General features: G+C 40.8%; 13 protein-coding genes. 5 read left to right on the forward strand and 8 right to left on the reverse strand.

Annotation, left to right across the window (positions count from 1 at the left end):
* Positions 1 to 149: 149 nt before the first annotated feature.
* Positions 150 to 1,163 (reverse strand): lipoyl synthase, encoded by a 1,014-nt coding sequence (lipA, locus tag ACTJIX_RS07460; RefSeq protein ID WP_163168404.1) that lies wholly within the window; start codon positions 1,161 to 1,163, stop codon positions 150 to 152.
* Between the two features lie 217 nt (positions 1,164 to 1,380).
* Between lipA and sthA the strand changes: the two genes are divergently transcribed.
* Positions 1,381 to 2,796 carry a Si-specific NAD(P)(+) transhydrogenase gene (gene sthA, locus ACTJIX_RS07465; RefSeq protein WP_004810544.1) on the forward strand — a complete coding sequence of 472 codons (1,416 nt, stop codon included), beginning with the start codon at positions 1,381 to 1,383 and terminating at the stop codon, positions 2,794 to 2,796.
* Positions 2,797 to 2,926: 130 nt separating this feature from the next.
* Here the strand turns inward: sthA and ACTJIX_RS07470 are convergent, their stop codons facing one another.
* The 5 genes from ACTJIX_RS07470 to ACTJIX_RS07490 all read right to left on the reverse strand — a co-directional run bounded on the left by ACTJIX_RS07470 (position 2,927) and on the right by ACTJIX_RS07490 (position 7,800).
* Entirely contained in the window at positions 2,927 to 3,256 is a 330-nt protein-coding gene (locus ACTJIX_RS07470; RefSeq protein WP_180184318.1) for a four-helix bundle copper-binding protein, read from the reverse strand.
* Positions 3,257 to 3,859: 603 nt separating this feature from the next.
* The gene (locus ACTJIX_RS07475) at positions 3,860 to 3,994 is read right to left on the reverse strand and encodes a hypothetical protein (RefSeq protein WP_004810539.1); all 135 of its coding nucleotides are present in this window, start codon (positions 3,992 to 3,994) and stop codon (positions 3,860 to 3,862) included.
* Positions 3,987 to 5,201 carry an MFS transporter gene (locus ACTJIX_RS07480; RefSeq protein ID WP_368781345.1) on the reverse strand — a complete coding sequence of 405 codons (1,215 nt, stop codon included), beginning with the start codon at positions 5,199 to 5,201 and terminating at the stop codon, positions 3,987 to 3,989. Before ACTJIX_RS07480 ends, ACTJIX_RS07475 begins: the two co-directional genes overlap by 8 nt.
* Positions 5,202 to 5,425: 224 nt before the next feature.
* Positions 5,426 to 6,499: an OmpW family protein gene (locus ACTJIX_RS07485; RefSeq protein ID WP_368781344.1), complete on the reverse strand. Its 1,074-nt coding sequence runs from the start codon at positions 6,497 to 6,499 to the stop codon at positions 5,426 to 5,428.
* Positions 6,500 to 6,729: 230 nt separating this feature from the next.
* Positions 6,730 to 7,800 (reverse strand): OmpW/AlkL family protein, encoded by a 1,071-nt coding sequence (locus ACTJIX_RS07490; RefSeq protein ID WP_004893975.1) that lies wholly within the window; start codon positions 7,798 to 7,800, stop codon positions 6,730 to 6,732.
* Between the two features lie 250 nt (positions 7,801 to 8,050).
* On the opposite strand from ACTJIX_RS07490, the gene ACTJIX_RS07495 reads away from it, so the two are divergent.
* Positions 8,051 to 8,230: a hypothetical protein gene (locus ACTJIX_RS07495; protein ID WP_004810533.1), complete on the forward strand. Its 180-nt coding sequence runs from the start codon at positions 8,051 to 8,053 to the stop codon at positions 8,228 to 8,230.
* Positions 8,231 to 8,297: 67 nt separating this feature from the next.
* Here ACTJIX_RS07495 and ACTJIX_RS07500 read toward each other — a convergent pair whose 3' ends face one another.
* Both ACTJIX_RS07500 and ACTJIX_RS07505 read right to left on the reverse strand, forming a co-directional pair.
* Positions 8,298 to 9,749 (reverse strand): diguanylate cyclase domain-containing protein, encoded by a 1,452-nt coding sequence (locus tag ACTJIX_RS07500; RefSeq protein ID WP_440611323.1) that lies wholly within the window; start codon positions 9,747 to 9,749, stop codon positions 8,298 to 8,300.
* 186 nt (positions 9,750 to 9,935) lie between these two features.
* Positions 9,936 to 10,724 carry an A1S_2505 family phage non-structural protein gene (locus ACTJIX_RS07505; protein WP_004893982.1) on the reverse strand — a complete coding sequence of 263 codons (789 nt, stop codon included), beginning with the start codon at positions 10,722 to 10,724 and terminating at the stop codon, positions 9,936 to 9,938.
* A 384-nt stretch (positions 10,725 to 11,108) separates the two neighbouring features.
* Here ACTJIX_RS07505 and uvrB point away from each other — a divergent pair, with 384 nt between their 5' ends.
* The 3 genes from uvrB (at position 11,109) to rarD (ending at position 14,966) form a co-directional block, all read left to right on the forward strand.
* Complete coding sequence (gene uvrB, locus ACTJIX_RS07510; RefSeq protein WP_004893985.1) at positions 11,109 to 13,130, forward strand: excinuclease ABC subunit UvrB; 2,022 nt, start codon at positions 11,109 to 11,111, stop codon at positions 13,128 to 13,130.
* A gap of 152 nt (positions 13,131 to 13,282) precedes the next feature.
* Entirely contained in the window at positions 13,283 to 13,870 is a 588-nt protein-coding gene (locus ACTJIX_RS07515) for a lipocalin family protein (protein ID WP_004893989.1), read from the forward strand.
* Between the two features lie 157 nt (positions 13,871 to 14,027).
* Positions 14,028 to 14,966, forward strand: a complete 939-nt coding sequence (rarD, locus tag ACTJIX_RS07520; protein ID WP_004893992.1) for an EamA family transporter RarD — start codon at positions 14,028 to 14,030, stop codon at positions 14,964 to 14,966.
* The last annotated feature ends 12 nt before the right edge of the window (positions 14,967 to 14,978 follow it).

Here is a 14,978-nt window from a genome sequence, read left to right on the forward strand (position 1 = left end):
ATTCAAGTGAGAACACGCAAAGAAATGTGAAGATAAGTAATAACTTAATGAATGAAGACGAGAAAAAAATTATTAAAGATTAACTTAAATTTAAACTCATAAGCTATAAAAAAGCCCTCTATTTAAGAGGGCTTGGGCTGAAGCGATTTTTAAGCTTCAATCGTCTGAACAGTGATTTTTTTTGCCGGATCAACTTTACGACGTACTGCTGGAACCGGTTCGCCGTAGTATTGACGATCGGCAAAGTAGCTTGAACGTACCATTGGAGCCGACCAGATATTCTTAAAGCCAAGCTTACGGCCATGTTCTGCGTAGCGCTCGAATTCTTCTGGGGTTACAAAGCGGTCAATTGGCGCATGCTCTTTAGAAGGCTGCAAGTACTGACCAATCGTTACATAATCGACCTCATGTGCTTTCAGGTCATCCAGCAGTGCAATGACTTCTTCTTCAGTTTCACCAATGCCGACCATCAAACCACATTTGGTTGGAATATCCGGGCAGTATTCTTTAAACATTTTCAGCAGGTTTAAAGAGTGCTGATAATCAGAACCCGGACGCATCGCTTTATACAGACGTGGCACAGTTTCGATATTGTGGTTAAACACGTCTGGTGGACATTCAGTCATGATACGTAGCGCAATATCCATACGACCGCGGAAGTCAGGAACCAGGATTTCTAATAAAGTCTTTGGACTCAGTTCACGTGCTTCTTTAATACAATCAACAAAATGCTGTGCACCGCCATCCAGTAAATCATCACGGTCTACCGAAGTGATCACCGCATATTTCAAACCTAAGTTAGCAATCGTTTCTGCCATATGGCGCGGTTCATCTGGATCTAGTGCATTTGGACGGCCATGTGCCACATCACAGAACGGACAGCGACGGGTACAGATGTCCCCCATAATCATAAAGGTTGCTGTACCACCGCCAAAACATTCAGGCAGGTTAGGACAGGCGGCTTCTTCACATACGGTATGTAATTTTTGCTGACGAAGTGTAGTTTTAATACGTTGTACTTCTTCAGGTGCGGCCATTTTGACGCGAATCCAGTCCGGCTTCCGTGGTGTTTCAACCGTAGGTACAACTTTTACAGGAATACGGGCGACCTTTTCCGCGCCGCGAAGTTTGACACCCTGTTCAGGTTTACGGTTTTCAGACATATTCAACTTTTCCACTGTTTTTGAAGGGAGGAGATAATCAAAGATAGCGCTTTTATTATAACGGACTTAGCTACAAATGGGGCAAAAAGGACTATTCATTTAAAAAATGTTCTCATCACACAATATATGTCAGTTAAATACACCAAAATGACATGATTTACGTCATAATATGGCAAACAGATATTGCAGATGAATTTAATTTATAAAGGAGCGTTGAATGCCACGTAAGAAAGAGGTCGTTAGTGGGACTTTCGTTAAGTACGATGCGGTAGTTCTAGGTTCAGGCCCTGCGGGCGAAGGCGCGGCAATGAAACTTGCCAAATCGGGTAAGCGCGTTGCAATCGTTGATATGCGTGAACAACTTGGTGGTAACTGTACTCATGTTGGTACGATTCCAAGTAAAGCATTGCGTCAAACGGTATCAAGCATCATCCGTTATCAACGTGATCCAATGTTCCAGAAAGTTGGTGAATGGAAACAGTTCACCATGAAGCAAGTGCTTCGTAATGCGCATAAAGTGATTCAACAGCAGGTTGAAACACATTCACGTTTTTACGACCGTAATAAAATTGATATCTTCCATGGTCGTGCCTATGTTCAGGATGAAAATACCATTTTTGTATTTACTCCAGATGGCATCAAGGAAACGATTCAGTTTAAACAATTAGTGATTGCGACCGGTTCTCGTCCTTATCGTCCGGAAATTCTAGACTTTAATCACCCACGTGTATTTGATTCAGACAAAATTCTGGATCTGGATTATTCAATCCAAAAAATCATTATTTACGGTGCAGGTGTGATTGGCTGTGAATACGCATCGATCTTTATTGGTCTGGGCCATAAAGTTGACCTGATCAATACGCAGCCGAAACTGCTGAGCTACCTGGATGATGAAATCTCTGATGCATTGTCTTATCACTTGCGTGAGCAAGGCGTGTTGATCCGTCACAATGAGCAAATTGATTACCTTGAAACATCTGATGATTATGTAGTTCTACATACACAAAGTGGCAAGAAAATTAAGGCAGATGCCATCCTTTGGTGTAATGGTCGTTCAGGGAATACTGATGGTTTAGGTCTGGAAAATGTTGGCCTGAAACCGAACAGCCGTGGTCAATTGACTGTGAATGATCAATATCAAACCGAAGTCGAAAATATCTACGCTGCGGGTGATGTGATTGGCTGGCCATCTCTTGCTTCTGCTGCCTATGACCAAGGTCGTTGTGCGGGTGCCAACATGAGTGGAGAAAAAGATGTTGCACCAGTGACGGATATCCCGACTGGTATTTATACCATTCCGGAAATTTCTTCAATTGGTAAAACTGAACAGCAGTTGACTGAAGAAAAAATTCCGTATGAAGTTGGCCAAGCTTCATTCCGTCATCTGGCACGTGCCCAGATTACCGGTGATACGGTAGGTGAATTGAAAATTCTATTCCATCGTGAAACGCTGGAAGTTTTAGGCGTTCATTGTTTTGGTAACAATGCTTCTGAAATTATTCACATTGGTCAAGCGGTGATGAACAGTCCGAACAATACCATCAAATATTTTGTGGAAACTACGTTTAACTACCCAACCATGGCGGAAGCATATCGTGTAGCGACACTGAATGGTATGAACCGTTTATTCTAATCTGATTAATTCAAGTTAGATCAAAAACCCGTAAGTATTTGCTTGCGGGTTTTTTTATTGGAATGGTTTGAGCATACAACTATTAACCTATGCCATTTGAAATGAAGAACAGGATTATCAAATTAATTTTTTAAGCCGCCATTTTTCGGCATTCTTCAGCACAACGACGGCACGCCTTGGCACACTGCAGGCAATGATCGTCTTGATGTTGACCACATTCTTCTGCACAGTAGTCACACGCTTTGGCGCAGAGTTCACACATCTCATGCATGAAAGGAGACTGTTTCTGTTCCATACGGGCGCAAAGCTGGCAAATATCTGCACAATCCAGACAGCGTTGAATACATTCCCGCATCATCTCCAGATCTTCTTCTTTAAGACAGGCGCTAGCACAGTTGGCACATGCGAGTGAACAGCTCATACAGGCCCGAACACAATCTGAAAATTGAAGCTCATTCATGGTCTTTTCCTCTATTCATATGCTGAATCCTGATTTTCTAATACGCTAAGCAGAAAAAGGAAAATACACCAGACATATTAAGTGAGAAAAAGTAAACAGCTGCTTGGTTTTGTTAAAGATCGATTAGATCAAACCTAATATTCAGAGTTAACTTTTGCTTGAAAATAAAAGATTTTTGATGCGGTTACAGTCTTAATGGTAGACAATCTATATGCAGAGTCATTCTTATCAAAGGTTTAGGTTACCTTTCTCGTTATTCTCATTTTTTATTAAAATGGACGGAAACCCGCCAGGCTATAGCATTCCAAGAAAGGGCAATGACCAGTTGGAAAGAGTGCCGGGAAGATGGAATGACCTGATTGTCTCGGAATACAATTCTAACTAATAATTTGCTCGTAATCACTGGGATAAATTTGTTATTACGAGGCCTCAACTTTATTTATGATAATCAAAACATATGAACAAACTTAAACCCAGACAGCGCAAAATTATTATGAATTCTAAAATTTTGAAATAATAAAGAAATATAGGAATTGTTGGGTTTTACTACTTTTAGTTTTTGTGCTGAAACATAGTGAAATTTACTGATGCTATTTCAGCAGTTTAATGCGCGCAGAAAGCCTGATTAAAGTATTCAAACAGTTCAGGGGTTTGCAACCATAGTGCAATCGACAATGTGAGTAAAAGCAGGATTGCCACAGCAATCGAGATTTTGAGTTTCAGCAGAGAATCAGTCATGGACAATTTGCTCCTCATTAACCCAGAAATGTACCAGTACGCCAAATATGCTTAATACAATTGATAGCATCCATACGGCATTGTAATTGCCTGCTATATCATGGTTAACACCACCAAGCCATCCACCAAAGAATGAGCCAACCTGATGGGTGAAAAATACAATACCACTCAGCATGGTCAGATACTTAACCCCGAACATATTGGCGACAATACCGTTGGTCAGTGGTACGGTAGACAACCATAATAAACCCATGATGACACCAAAGGCATAAACTGTCCATGTGCTGAGTGGCAGCAGTAAAAATGCAATAATAGCAATGCCGCGTAGACCATACAGGCCCATCAATAAGTGCGGTTTAGAGTATTTCCCACCGAGCCAGCCGGCGGTATAGGTGCCGACCACATTAAACAAACCGACCAGTGCCAGGAAAATTGTTCCAGTAGTGGCATTAAACCCGTGATCAATCAGATAGCCAGGCAGATGAATTCCGATAAAGACTACCTGGAACCCGCAGACAAAGAAGCCCAGTGCCAGAAACCAGAAAGGTTTATGGTTTTTAACCACCACTAGAATCTGTTTAAAACTGAGTGATGCTTTATTGGGTGTAGGAATGGCATTAGCAGCAACATACATCGGTGCTTTCAGCATCCAGGCGAGGGGTACAATCAGTGCGATTAAAATGGCACTGACCATCAGTGCGGCTGACCATCCGACATTCTGTAACAGCAGCAGGGTCGAGGGCAGCATGATAAACTGACCAAAAGATCCGGCTGCACTGGCAATGCCCATGGCCAGACTGCGCTTTTCTGGCGGTGCTGCACGTCCGACTGCAGACAATAACACCGGAAAAGAAGTTGCAGATAGCGCTAGACCCAGAATCAGACCCACACTCAGATTTAACAGTAAGCCGGTTGAGCTGACTGCCATCAAGAGTAGACCGATTGCATATAAGGCTCCGCCTACAGCCACCACAATTTTGCTACCATATTTATCGGCAAATGCCCCGGTAATCGGTTGTACTGCACCCCAGATCAGGTTTTGCATGGCAATAGCCAAGCTAAAAACATTATGACCCCAGCCAAACTCTTCGCTCATCGGCACCAGATATAGGCCAAATGCATGACGGACACCTAAAGACAATGCCAGAATTACTGCTGAACCAATGAGCATATAAATAAGTGGCTTGGAAAACTGGCTGCTGGTCATAAAGAGTCTGTACCGTGAGTATCGCAACCTATGTTAGTCGATTCGACTTGTTGTCGCGATAGAATAATAATTACTTAAAAGATAAATTTTTTTTATAGATTCAATGTTTATAGAGATGGATAGGTCCAGATTAGAATCTAGATATTGCGTAAAGTCTTAGCTGATTTGGTAAATTCCGAACTTAAAAAAGCAGAGCTTAGCTCTGCTTTTAAAATTGAACTGTCTTAGAATCGTATACCAATACCTGCATACGCTAGGATCGGATTAATTTCTACATCGGCTTTAGAATTGATTAACGTTTGCCCGGTATTTTCATTAATTACAGTAATTTTGGATTCGTTTTGCAAATGGGCATAAGACACTGAGCCAACTGCAAACCATTTCTCATTGAAATCATAAGTAAAGCCGGCAGTCACCACAGGAGCAAAAGCATCGGTAGCTTCGAGATCCACTTTCATTCTGCCATTACTGTCCTTCATTTCAAGAGAAGCACCAGCATTTTGATTAATAATATTCTGGATCATATGACCTGCAGCAACCAGATCAGCTTCAATGCCTTTATCCATTTCAAGTTCATTGAAATAGGCATACATTAAGCCTACTCCTACATATGGACGGAATTTATTTACTCCTGTTTTACCAAAATGGTACTGGAATTCAAAAGCAGGCGTCCATGCACGAGCTTCGGCGGCTTTGTTAGACTGCGCCAGGTTTGTAATTCTAATGTCATTGGCAAGATTTAAATTGCCTGCAATCCCACCCAAAGGCGTTGCTACAGCGGCGAATGGAGCATAAATTGTACCTTTACCTTTGATATCTACTTTGGGGGGAATACCAGCCTTCATTTCAAATGAAACGTTATCAGTGAAGAAATAATTGGTCATGATGCCAAGCGTAGTGACATCATCTGCTTCAAGACCTGTTCCCGGGTTATCCCATTCTGAAAGACCATATACATAAGAATCTCCAGAAAGGCCACTAGATACCTGACCCCCAAATGCACCAATGAGTCTAACTAATCCTTCAACAACACGATTTGGTCTACGGTCGGGATCAAGGTTATCTATGACGGTTTGTGCTTGAATATCTCCAACTTTGGATTGATAACCTTCATTAATTGCAGTATTTACACGAACGGGCTGTGCTTTACCTTGTGGCATGACATGTAAAGCCCCTACTGAGACTGAAAAACGCTTAAAGCCATCACCTTCTTGCAAGCTGAAATAAGGAGAGTCTGCATGAGCCAGAATAGGCATTAATGCCATTGATCCAATGAATGTCCCTAAAATCTTTTTCATTTGAACTCCTTGTTCAATTTATTCATCTTTGTTTTTGTTATTGTTAATAAACTAAACTTAGTTCAATTAATCTGTATAAAAAACGAGAGTGCTAAGTGGGTGAAAAGTTAATAAATAATGATTTTTATTTCAATGTGTTAATTTATTTTAGTAATTATGTAATTTATTAAATTAAAGATAAAGAGCAGAGTTTAACTCTGCTCTTTGGGTATCTAATGAAATCTATATAATTAGAATCGCATACCAATACCTGCATAGGCCAAGATCGGGTTTACCTCAATATCTGCCTTGGATTCAATTAGTTTGCCGAAGTTATTATCTGTAACTGTGATCGTAGTTTCATTGTTTAAGTGAGCATAAGAGATTGAACCTACCGCAAACCATTTATCATTGAAGTCATAAGTAAAACCTGCAGTGACGACTGGAGCAAAAGCATCTGTTGCTTCAACTTTAACTTTTGGATTAGCGTTTTCATTTGGTGATCCATCTAATGATGCTCCAGCTTTATTATCCAAAATATTAGCAATCATATGACCCGCAGCAATCAGGTCTCTTTCTGTCTGTGGATTAATTTCAAGTTCATTAAAATAAGCATACATGAGGCCTACGCCAATATAAGGACGGAACTTGTTTACGCCAGTTTTACCAAAGTGATACTGGAATTCAAAAGCTGGTGTCCATGCTCGGGCAGAAGCTGCAGGACCATGTGCCTCTAAATCTGTAATAAAAATATCATTGTCTAACTCAATAGAACCGACGATTGGCGACGCAATTGCACTAAATGGAGCGTATATTTTCCCCTTTCCTTGTAAGTCTACTTTAGGTGGAATCCCAGCTTTCATTTCAAAAGAAATATTATCAGTAAAGAAATAATTGGTCATGATGCCTAATGTGGTGACATCATCTGCCTCTAACCCAGTTCCCGGATTATTCCAGTTTTCTAAACCATAAATATTTGCTGTACCACTCATGAACGCGGGCAATGTACTATTTGGATTCACACCATTAATTAAATCAATTAGCCAATTAGCCAAACCTGATGAGTTTTCTGCACGGTTATCAATAACTGCTTGGGACGAGATTTCTCCAACATCAGATTGAATACCTTCATAAGCAGCTGTACTTACTTTAAACGGCTGTGCTTTGCCTTGCGGCATGACATGTAAAGCCCCCACTGAGACTGAAAAACGCTTAAAGCCCTCGGCTTCCATACTGAAATATTTTGAATAGTCGGCCGCCTGAGTGGTGGAAGTAATTCCAATAAGTCCGGTAGCCATACATATAAAAGTTGATTTTTTCATCTTAAAGTTCACTCCATGAAGTTTAAATGACGGATTGTTATAAGTTCAATTTAGATAATTATAGAGTATTTACTCTACTCTAAAATTGCTTAAATTAAGATAAATGAAATACTTGAGACGTTGTTTTTTTAATCAAAAAATGGTAGCAACATTAAATGAAACATCGTTTGATAACACAATAAAAAGACTTGTTTTTACATCTCGCTCTTTTTTTTTGTACAATAGACTGAGTTATTATTGAGTCAAGCTGATGAGCTCCCCAAATACTCCCAAGAAAAAGCCTTTAGTTAATTTGCCGTTTCCATTGAAGCAAGCTGATCAAGGTGCAACAGATGAGATCTTAGAGGATCTTCGTCCCAAGCCACAACGTTATGCTGATCGAACCTGGATGCCACCACGTGGCACCCGTCGTTCAATGGGAAAACGATAAGTTTTCTAATAAAAAAGCCATGGTTTAACCATGGCTTTTTTATTTATTGCTATTTAAATCATTCCACTTACTGAGAAGCTGGCATTCTGCGGTCATTATTCTGATAATGGCTTCTTTTCTGATGATACATATCTTGATCGGCACGTTTTAGCATGTCTTCAAGACGCTCATCTGCATAGCTGGTTGCATGTCCGATCGATAGGCTGATTGGCTGATGTGAGTAAAACTGGTTATCAACCTCTAAAAGTTCATGCAAACTGTTCAGGCAATTTTGCAAAGCAGTTTGATCCGCACCAGGTAAAAGGACTACAAATTCATCTCCACCAATTCGAGAGGCAGAATAGGGCGTATGTTGAATAAGTTGATTCAGGATATTACCCACGCGACGTAACTGGTTGTCTCCAGCATCGTGTCCAAGGCAGTCATTTAATTCTTTGAGTCCATTGAGATCCATAAAAATACAGGATACTGGACGTAGTAAATTACGCTCCAGACGGTTTAGTTCCTGCATGTAAAATGAACGGTTACATAGTTGGGTCAAGACATCATGTCTGCCTAAATATTCCAGATAATGTTCAGCTTTTTTACGTGCGGTAATATCTGTCAGGGCAATTTGAACAATACTCCAGTCATGGAGATAATCAGGAAATACGGTAAATTGAAGCAGGACATGACGGATACTCCCATCCAGTGCATAGTTTACGGCTTCACGCTGATGATGCAGATTACCATTCCAAAGCTCAATAAGTTGTTCTTTAAAGGTCTGTACCATTTCTTTAGCAAAGACTTTATGTACATTCTTTAATAGAGCATCTTTGGTTGAGGCGCCGAACAGATCGAGAGTGGCCTGATTGACATCAATGATTCTAATCTCTCTAATGCATTCATAAATAAAATCATGATGTACATCCAGAAAAGTCTGAAAATCTTCAATTCCTAAATCACGTAAATGATCTAGTTTAATTTTAATATGGCTAAAATCCTCGATCCATAATGAAGCCGGTGAATAAATAAAACGAGCTTCAGCCAGATGGCGATTTTGTTCTTCTAAACGACGAGCTTGTGTATAAGCAGTGATGTCTTCAGTAGTAATCAAGAGTAGGGAGAGATCATGCTCATGTTGTGGCAGGATAATTCCTTTCAGCTGAATATCCAGACGCTGACCAGTCAAGGTATAGTTTACTGCTAAATGGGAAAATTGGGTGTCTCCATTCCATAGAGCGACGAGTTCCTGGATGTGGGATTTGCTCATATCCTCTTTGAACACAAGATCCAAATTTTGACTTAGATGGTTAAAGTCATCTGCCTGATAAAGCTCTAGTGTTTTAGGATTGACCTTAAGCAGTTTAATTTTTTTCGCACATTTTAAAATACGTGATTCGTCTTCTTGCAAAAAAGTGAGTAAATCCTGCACCCCTTGAGCACGCCAGAGATCAAATTGTTTTTTTACTTCACTAAAATCTTCAAGCCACATGGCAATAGGAGATAATTCAAAAATTGGAGAATCCAGCATGTTCATTCAAGCAGCTCAATTTTATTATTTAATTTAATGAGGCAAGTATAAGACCAAAAAAATGATTTTAGAATAATGTGATAATTAAATATTTATCTTGAAATTGAATGCTATTTTTATTAGATCACCTTTTATATTTCACAATAAAAAAGCCAATTCAGGCATTGGCTTTGATTGATACTAAGTCTGAAATTAGAGAAGGCTTCTACGTGCTTTATTTTCAGGCTTTGGTGGCGCAATTTCACGCTTACCATGCCAGACATCTGAAAAATCCTGTTCATTAATATTATACAGTTCAAGCAGTGCCAGAATCACACCACCAAAGACCATAGGACCTTCAGAATTGTTCTGGAAATCGAAAACCTTGCCATTCAAATTATGCAAAATGTCCTGAATCTCAAAAACACGATCACGGCCATTACTATCTGTTGGATACATCTGGGTATTCAGTAAAATTTTAGCCAGGCTTTTTTCACTATCGGTCACTGCAAGCACTTCGATCAGTTCATCGGTGGGGTCAGCAAAAATGATAGAGTCACGGAAAATGGTTTTAAGGAATTTTTCATTCAATTTCGGAAGCGGTTTTTCTACAAACGGGCGAAAAGATTGCGGGAAAATCACATTATGTGAAATCCCCTTAAACATAGGCGCAATTTCTTCTACTTTATAACCTGCAATGCCGCAGCCGACCGAGGTCAGGAAATACTTATTTTTCGGATGATTCTTGGTATAAATTTTAAAGTCATCGATATAATGCTGAATCTGTGACAACGGCATTTGTTGCAAATGCTCATTCATTGTAGGAATAGCATAGCTTTGACCAGACCAGCCACGACCAACCCCTTCTACAGCACCAAAGTGCTCAAGCGCTGTTCTTGCGGCACCGCCTGCATGCAGCCCTGCCATATTGCTGCCAAATACAAATACAGTATTTTCTGGCAAGGATTTGACGATACTTTCATCATGGTATTGGTAAGTCATGGCTTTTGATTCGATATCCTTATTGGTTTCATGTTGCCTTTGAAATCGCTAGGGGTCAAGGCAAATTGTGTCTATAAGAAAGCAAAAGTCTCAAGAGAAATTAGAACTTTATGTAACTGAATTTTGGCTATCTTCATAGAGATGTTTAAAGTGCCACTTGTTTGAGTTCTTAAAGATTATTATCTAATTTTTAAATAAATATTCTTGAAATTTAATAAAATATTCAAGGCGGATAAGATGAGATGGAACTGTTTTGTAATCATTCTATTAAGTTACTTATAGACTTCAATTTTTACCAAATAGACACCTGTTTAGGCATTGAGTAATTCAGATTTAACCCCATAATTAGAGCAACAAAATATTGCCAGTGAATTGCCGCAAATTATGTCTGATAAAACCCCTTTCGATTTAGTGACCAGCTATCAACCTGCTGGCGATCAGCCACAAGCCATTGAAAAACTGGTTCAGGGAATTGAACGGGGCTATAAGAATCAGCTATTGCTAGGCGTGACAGGGTCCGGTAAGACCTACACTATGGCCAATGTAATTGCGCGGACGCAACGCCCGACCATTGTCATGGCACATAACAAAACCTTGGCAGCACAGCTCTATGGCGAATTTAAGGCATTCTTCCCGAATAATGCGGTGGAATATTTCGTTAGTTACTATGATTATTATCAGCCTGAAGCCTATGTGCCATCTTCCGATACTTTTATCGAGAAAGATTCAGCAATTAATGATCATATTGACCAGATGCGGTTATCCGCAACACGTGCTTTATTAGAACGCCGTGATGCCATTATTGTTGCTTCAGTTTCTGCAATCTACGGTTTGGGTGATCCGAATGCCTACATGAGCATGTTGCTGCATGTGGTGGAAGGGGATCGTATTGGTCGGGATGACATTATTCGCCGTCTGGTCGAGATGCAATATACTCGTAATGAACTGGAGTTTCTGCGTGGTACCTATCGTATTCGCGGTGAAATTATTGATATTTTCCCTGCGGAATCGGACCAGAATGCAATCCGTATCGAGCTGTTTGATGATGAGGTAGATTCGATCCGCTGGTTTGATCCATTGACTGGCAAAATGATCCGCAAAGTACCGCGTGTGACAATTTATCCAAAAAGCCATTATGTCACACCAAAGGATAATCTGACCCGTGCCATTGAGACCATCCGGGAAGAGCTGAAAGAGCGCCTGGTGTTTTTCCGTGAAAATGACAAGTTATTGGAAGCGCAACGTATTGAACAGCGTACCCGTTATGATCTGGAAATGATGCAGCAACTGGGCTATACCAATGGCATCGAAAACTATTCACGTCATTTATCTGGCCGTCCCTCAGGTGAAGCACCGCCAACACTGTTTGATTATGTACCTGATGATGCCTTGCTGATTATTGATGAATCACATGTAACAGTTCCACAGATTGGTGCGATGTATAAGGGTGACCGTTCACGTAAGGAAAATCTGGTGAATTATGGTTTCCGTTTGCCGAGCGCACTGGATAACCGTCCAATGAAATTTGAGGAATGGGAACGTATTATTCCAACCACGGTTTATGTCAGTGCAACGCCAGCACGATATGAACTGGAAAAGTCAGAACAGATTGTAGAGCAGGTGGTGCGTCCCACAGGATTGGTCGATCCTGAAATTGAAATCCGTCCAGTGCTGACCCAAGTCGATGATGTATTGTCCGAAATTAATATCCGCAAAGATCTGAATGAACGTGTACTGGTGACGACATTAACCAAACGTATGGCAGAAGACCTGACTTCATATTTGAAAGAATATGGCGTAAAGGTAGCCTACTTGCATTCAGATATCGATACTGTAGAGCGGGTAAAAATTATTCATGAATTGCGTACCGGTATTTACGATGTGCTAGTCGGGATTAACTTGCTGCGTGAAGGTCTGGATATGCCAGAAGTGTCCTTGGTTGCGATTCTGGATGCAGATAAAGAAGGTTTCCTACGTTCCGAACGTTCGCTGATTCAGACCATTGGTCGTGCTGCGCGTAACTTGAAAGGTAAAGCAATTCTTTATGCGGACCGGATCACGGACTCCATGCAAAAAGCAATTGATGAAACGGATCGTCGTCGTACCAAACAGATTCAGTTTAATGAAGAGCATGGCATTGTCCCACGCAGTGCCGTACGTCAGGTGATCAAGGAAATCGATAATGGTGAGGTGCTCGATGATGATCAGATTGATGAACGTATTTCAAATCAGGCTAAAGCTTTAAGTGCTGATGAGCGGCATCTGCTGGCAGATCCGAAACTGTTTGCAAAGCATATGACTAAGCTTGAAAAAGAGATGCTGAAAGCTTCTAAAGAACTGCAGTTTGAACAGGCAGCGCGTTTGCGTGATGAAATTCTGCGCTTGAAGGCTCAGATGCTGAGTTAAGCATCTGATCTGCCTATGATTAGTTGTGCAAAACTAATCATAAATCTTACATATCGATACACAATCATTCACACGATGACGTTATTGTTGTTACAGATAAAATTTTACAAAAACATGTGGTTCACTCATCTGTGTGAATGAAAGGATACTTTATGACAACTAAGAATTTTTCTCAGGCAAGTCTAAAAATTGCCAAAATTGCGGTTGGTAGTGCTGTTCTTCTGGGTTTGGGCGCTACGACCATGGCATATGCGCAAAAAGAGTCATTACCGACCGTGGAAAAAGTTGAACTGGACCGTTATTTGGGTACATGGTACGAAGTGGCGCGTAAGCCTTTATATTTTCAGAATAAGTGTGACCGTGATGTCACAGCAACGTATACTTTGAATGAAAATGGCAATATCGTGGTTGATAACCGCTGTATTAAAAAAGATGGTGAACAAACCCAGTCAGTGGGTGAGGCATTTGTGCAAAATCCACCCCAAAATACCAAATTAAAAGTCAGTTTCTTGCCAGACTTTATCCGCTGGATTCCTGTCGGGCGTGGTGATTATTGGGTTTTGAAACTGGATGAAAACTATCAAACCGTTCTGGTTGGTGAGCCTAAACGTAAATATATGTGGATACTCTCACGTGATCCGCAGTTGGATAAAAATGTAGTGAATGAATATTTACAATATGCTCAGTCAGTCGGTTATGACCTGAGTGATGTGATTCATACCAAACAAACTGCACGCTAAACTCAGTTTATCCTCAAACCATGCTTCGGCATGGTTTTTTTATATTTATACAATCAGAAGCTACACCTTGAAAATTTATCATTCGATCAAAGAATAGAGACAAGTATTCTTGAAGACATCCCGATATAATGCGCGCAAAGAGATTTTGGGGTAGTGAATGTATAAAGGGATCGCGCTGTCAGTGCTGGCGTCACTGGTTTTTGGTGTGCTTTATATTTTCACGCCTTTTTTGCAGCCACTAGACAGTGAGCAAACCTTTGCATGGCGTATGTTGGCGACCCTCCCGTTTCTGACGGCGTTTATGTGGTGGTCAGGTGATCTCAATCATATCAGCAGTATTTTTAAGCGAATTCTACAGCAGCCGACGTTTCTGATCTGGTTAATTATCAGCTCTTTACTTTGTACAACCCAACTCTGGTTATTTTTATGGGGGCCGATTAATGGTCGCGGCCTGCAAGTGTCGCTGGGTTATTTCCTGTTGCCTTTGGTGATGGTCCTGGTTGGCTGTGTGCTCTATAAAGAAAAACTGTCTGCCTGGCAGATGGCGGCGGTGGTTTGTGCGGTAATAGGCGTGGGACATGAAATCTGGCGGATTGGTTTTATTGCCTGGGAAACGGTCTATGTAGCTTTGGCTTATCCACTGTATTTTTTCCTGCGCCGTCGCTTTGGTACGGATCACTTGGGTGGATTCTGGTGGGACTTATGTCTGATTCTGCCAGTGGCTTTTTATCTGGGCTTTGTACATAGCGATTCTCTCAAGCTGATGGTCAGTTTCCCTCATCTCATCTTGGCAGTGTTGGGTTTGGGTTTCTTAAGTGCTTTAGGCTTAGGTAGTTATATTCTGGCAAGCCGTTATCTGCCTTTCGTAATTTTTGGTCTGCTGAGCTATCTGGAGCCAGTGTTACTGGCTTTTGCCTCGATGGCACTTGGGGAACGGGTAGAATCTGGAGAATGGCTGACCTATATCCCGATTTGGCTAGCGGTGATGGTGCTGATTGTGGAAGGAATATTGCATTTAAAACAACAGCAGTTGAAAAAAGATGAACTTGAAAAAAAAGCTGAAAAAATGGAAAAACTCAAAAAAAATAATGAATAATGCTATTTGCAT

Origin of the sequence: Acinetobacter sp. 22323, from assembly GCF_052044895.1 — a bacterium.
Taxonomy (GTDB): domain Bacteria; phylum Pseudomonadota; class Gammaproteobacteria; order Pseudomonadales; family Moraxellaceae; genus Acinetobacter; species Acinetobacter schindleri.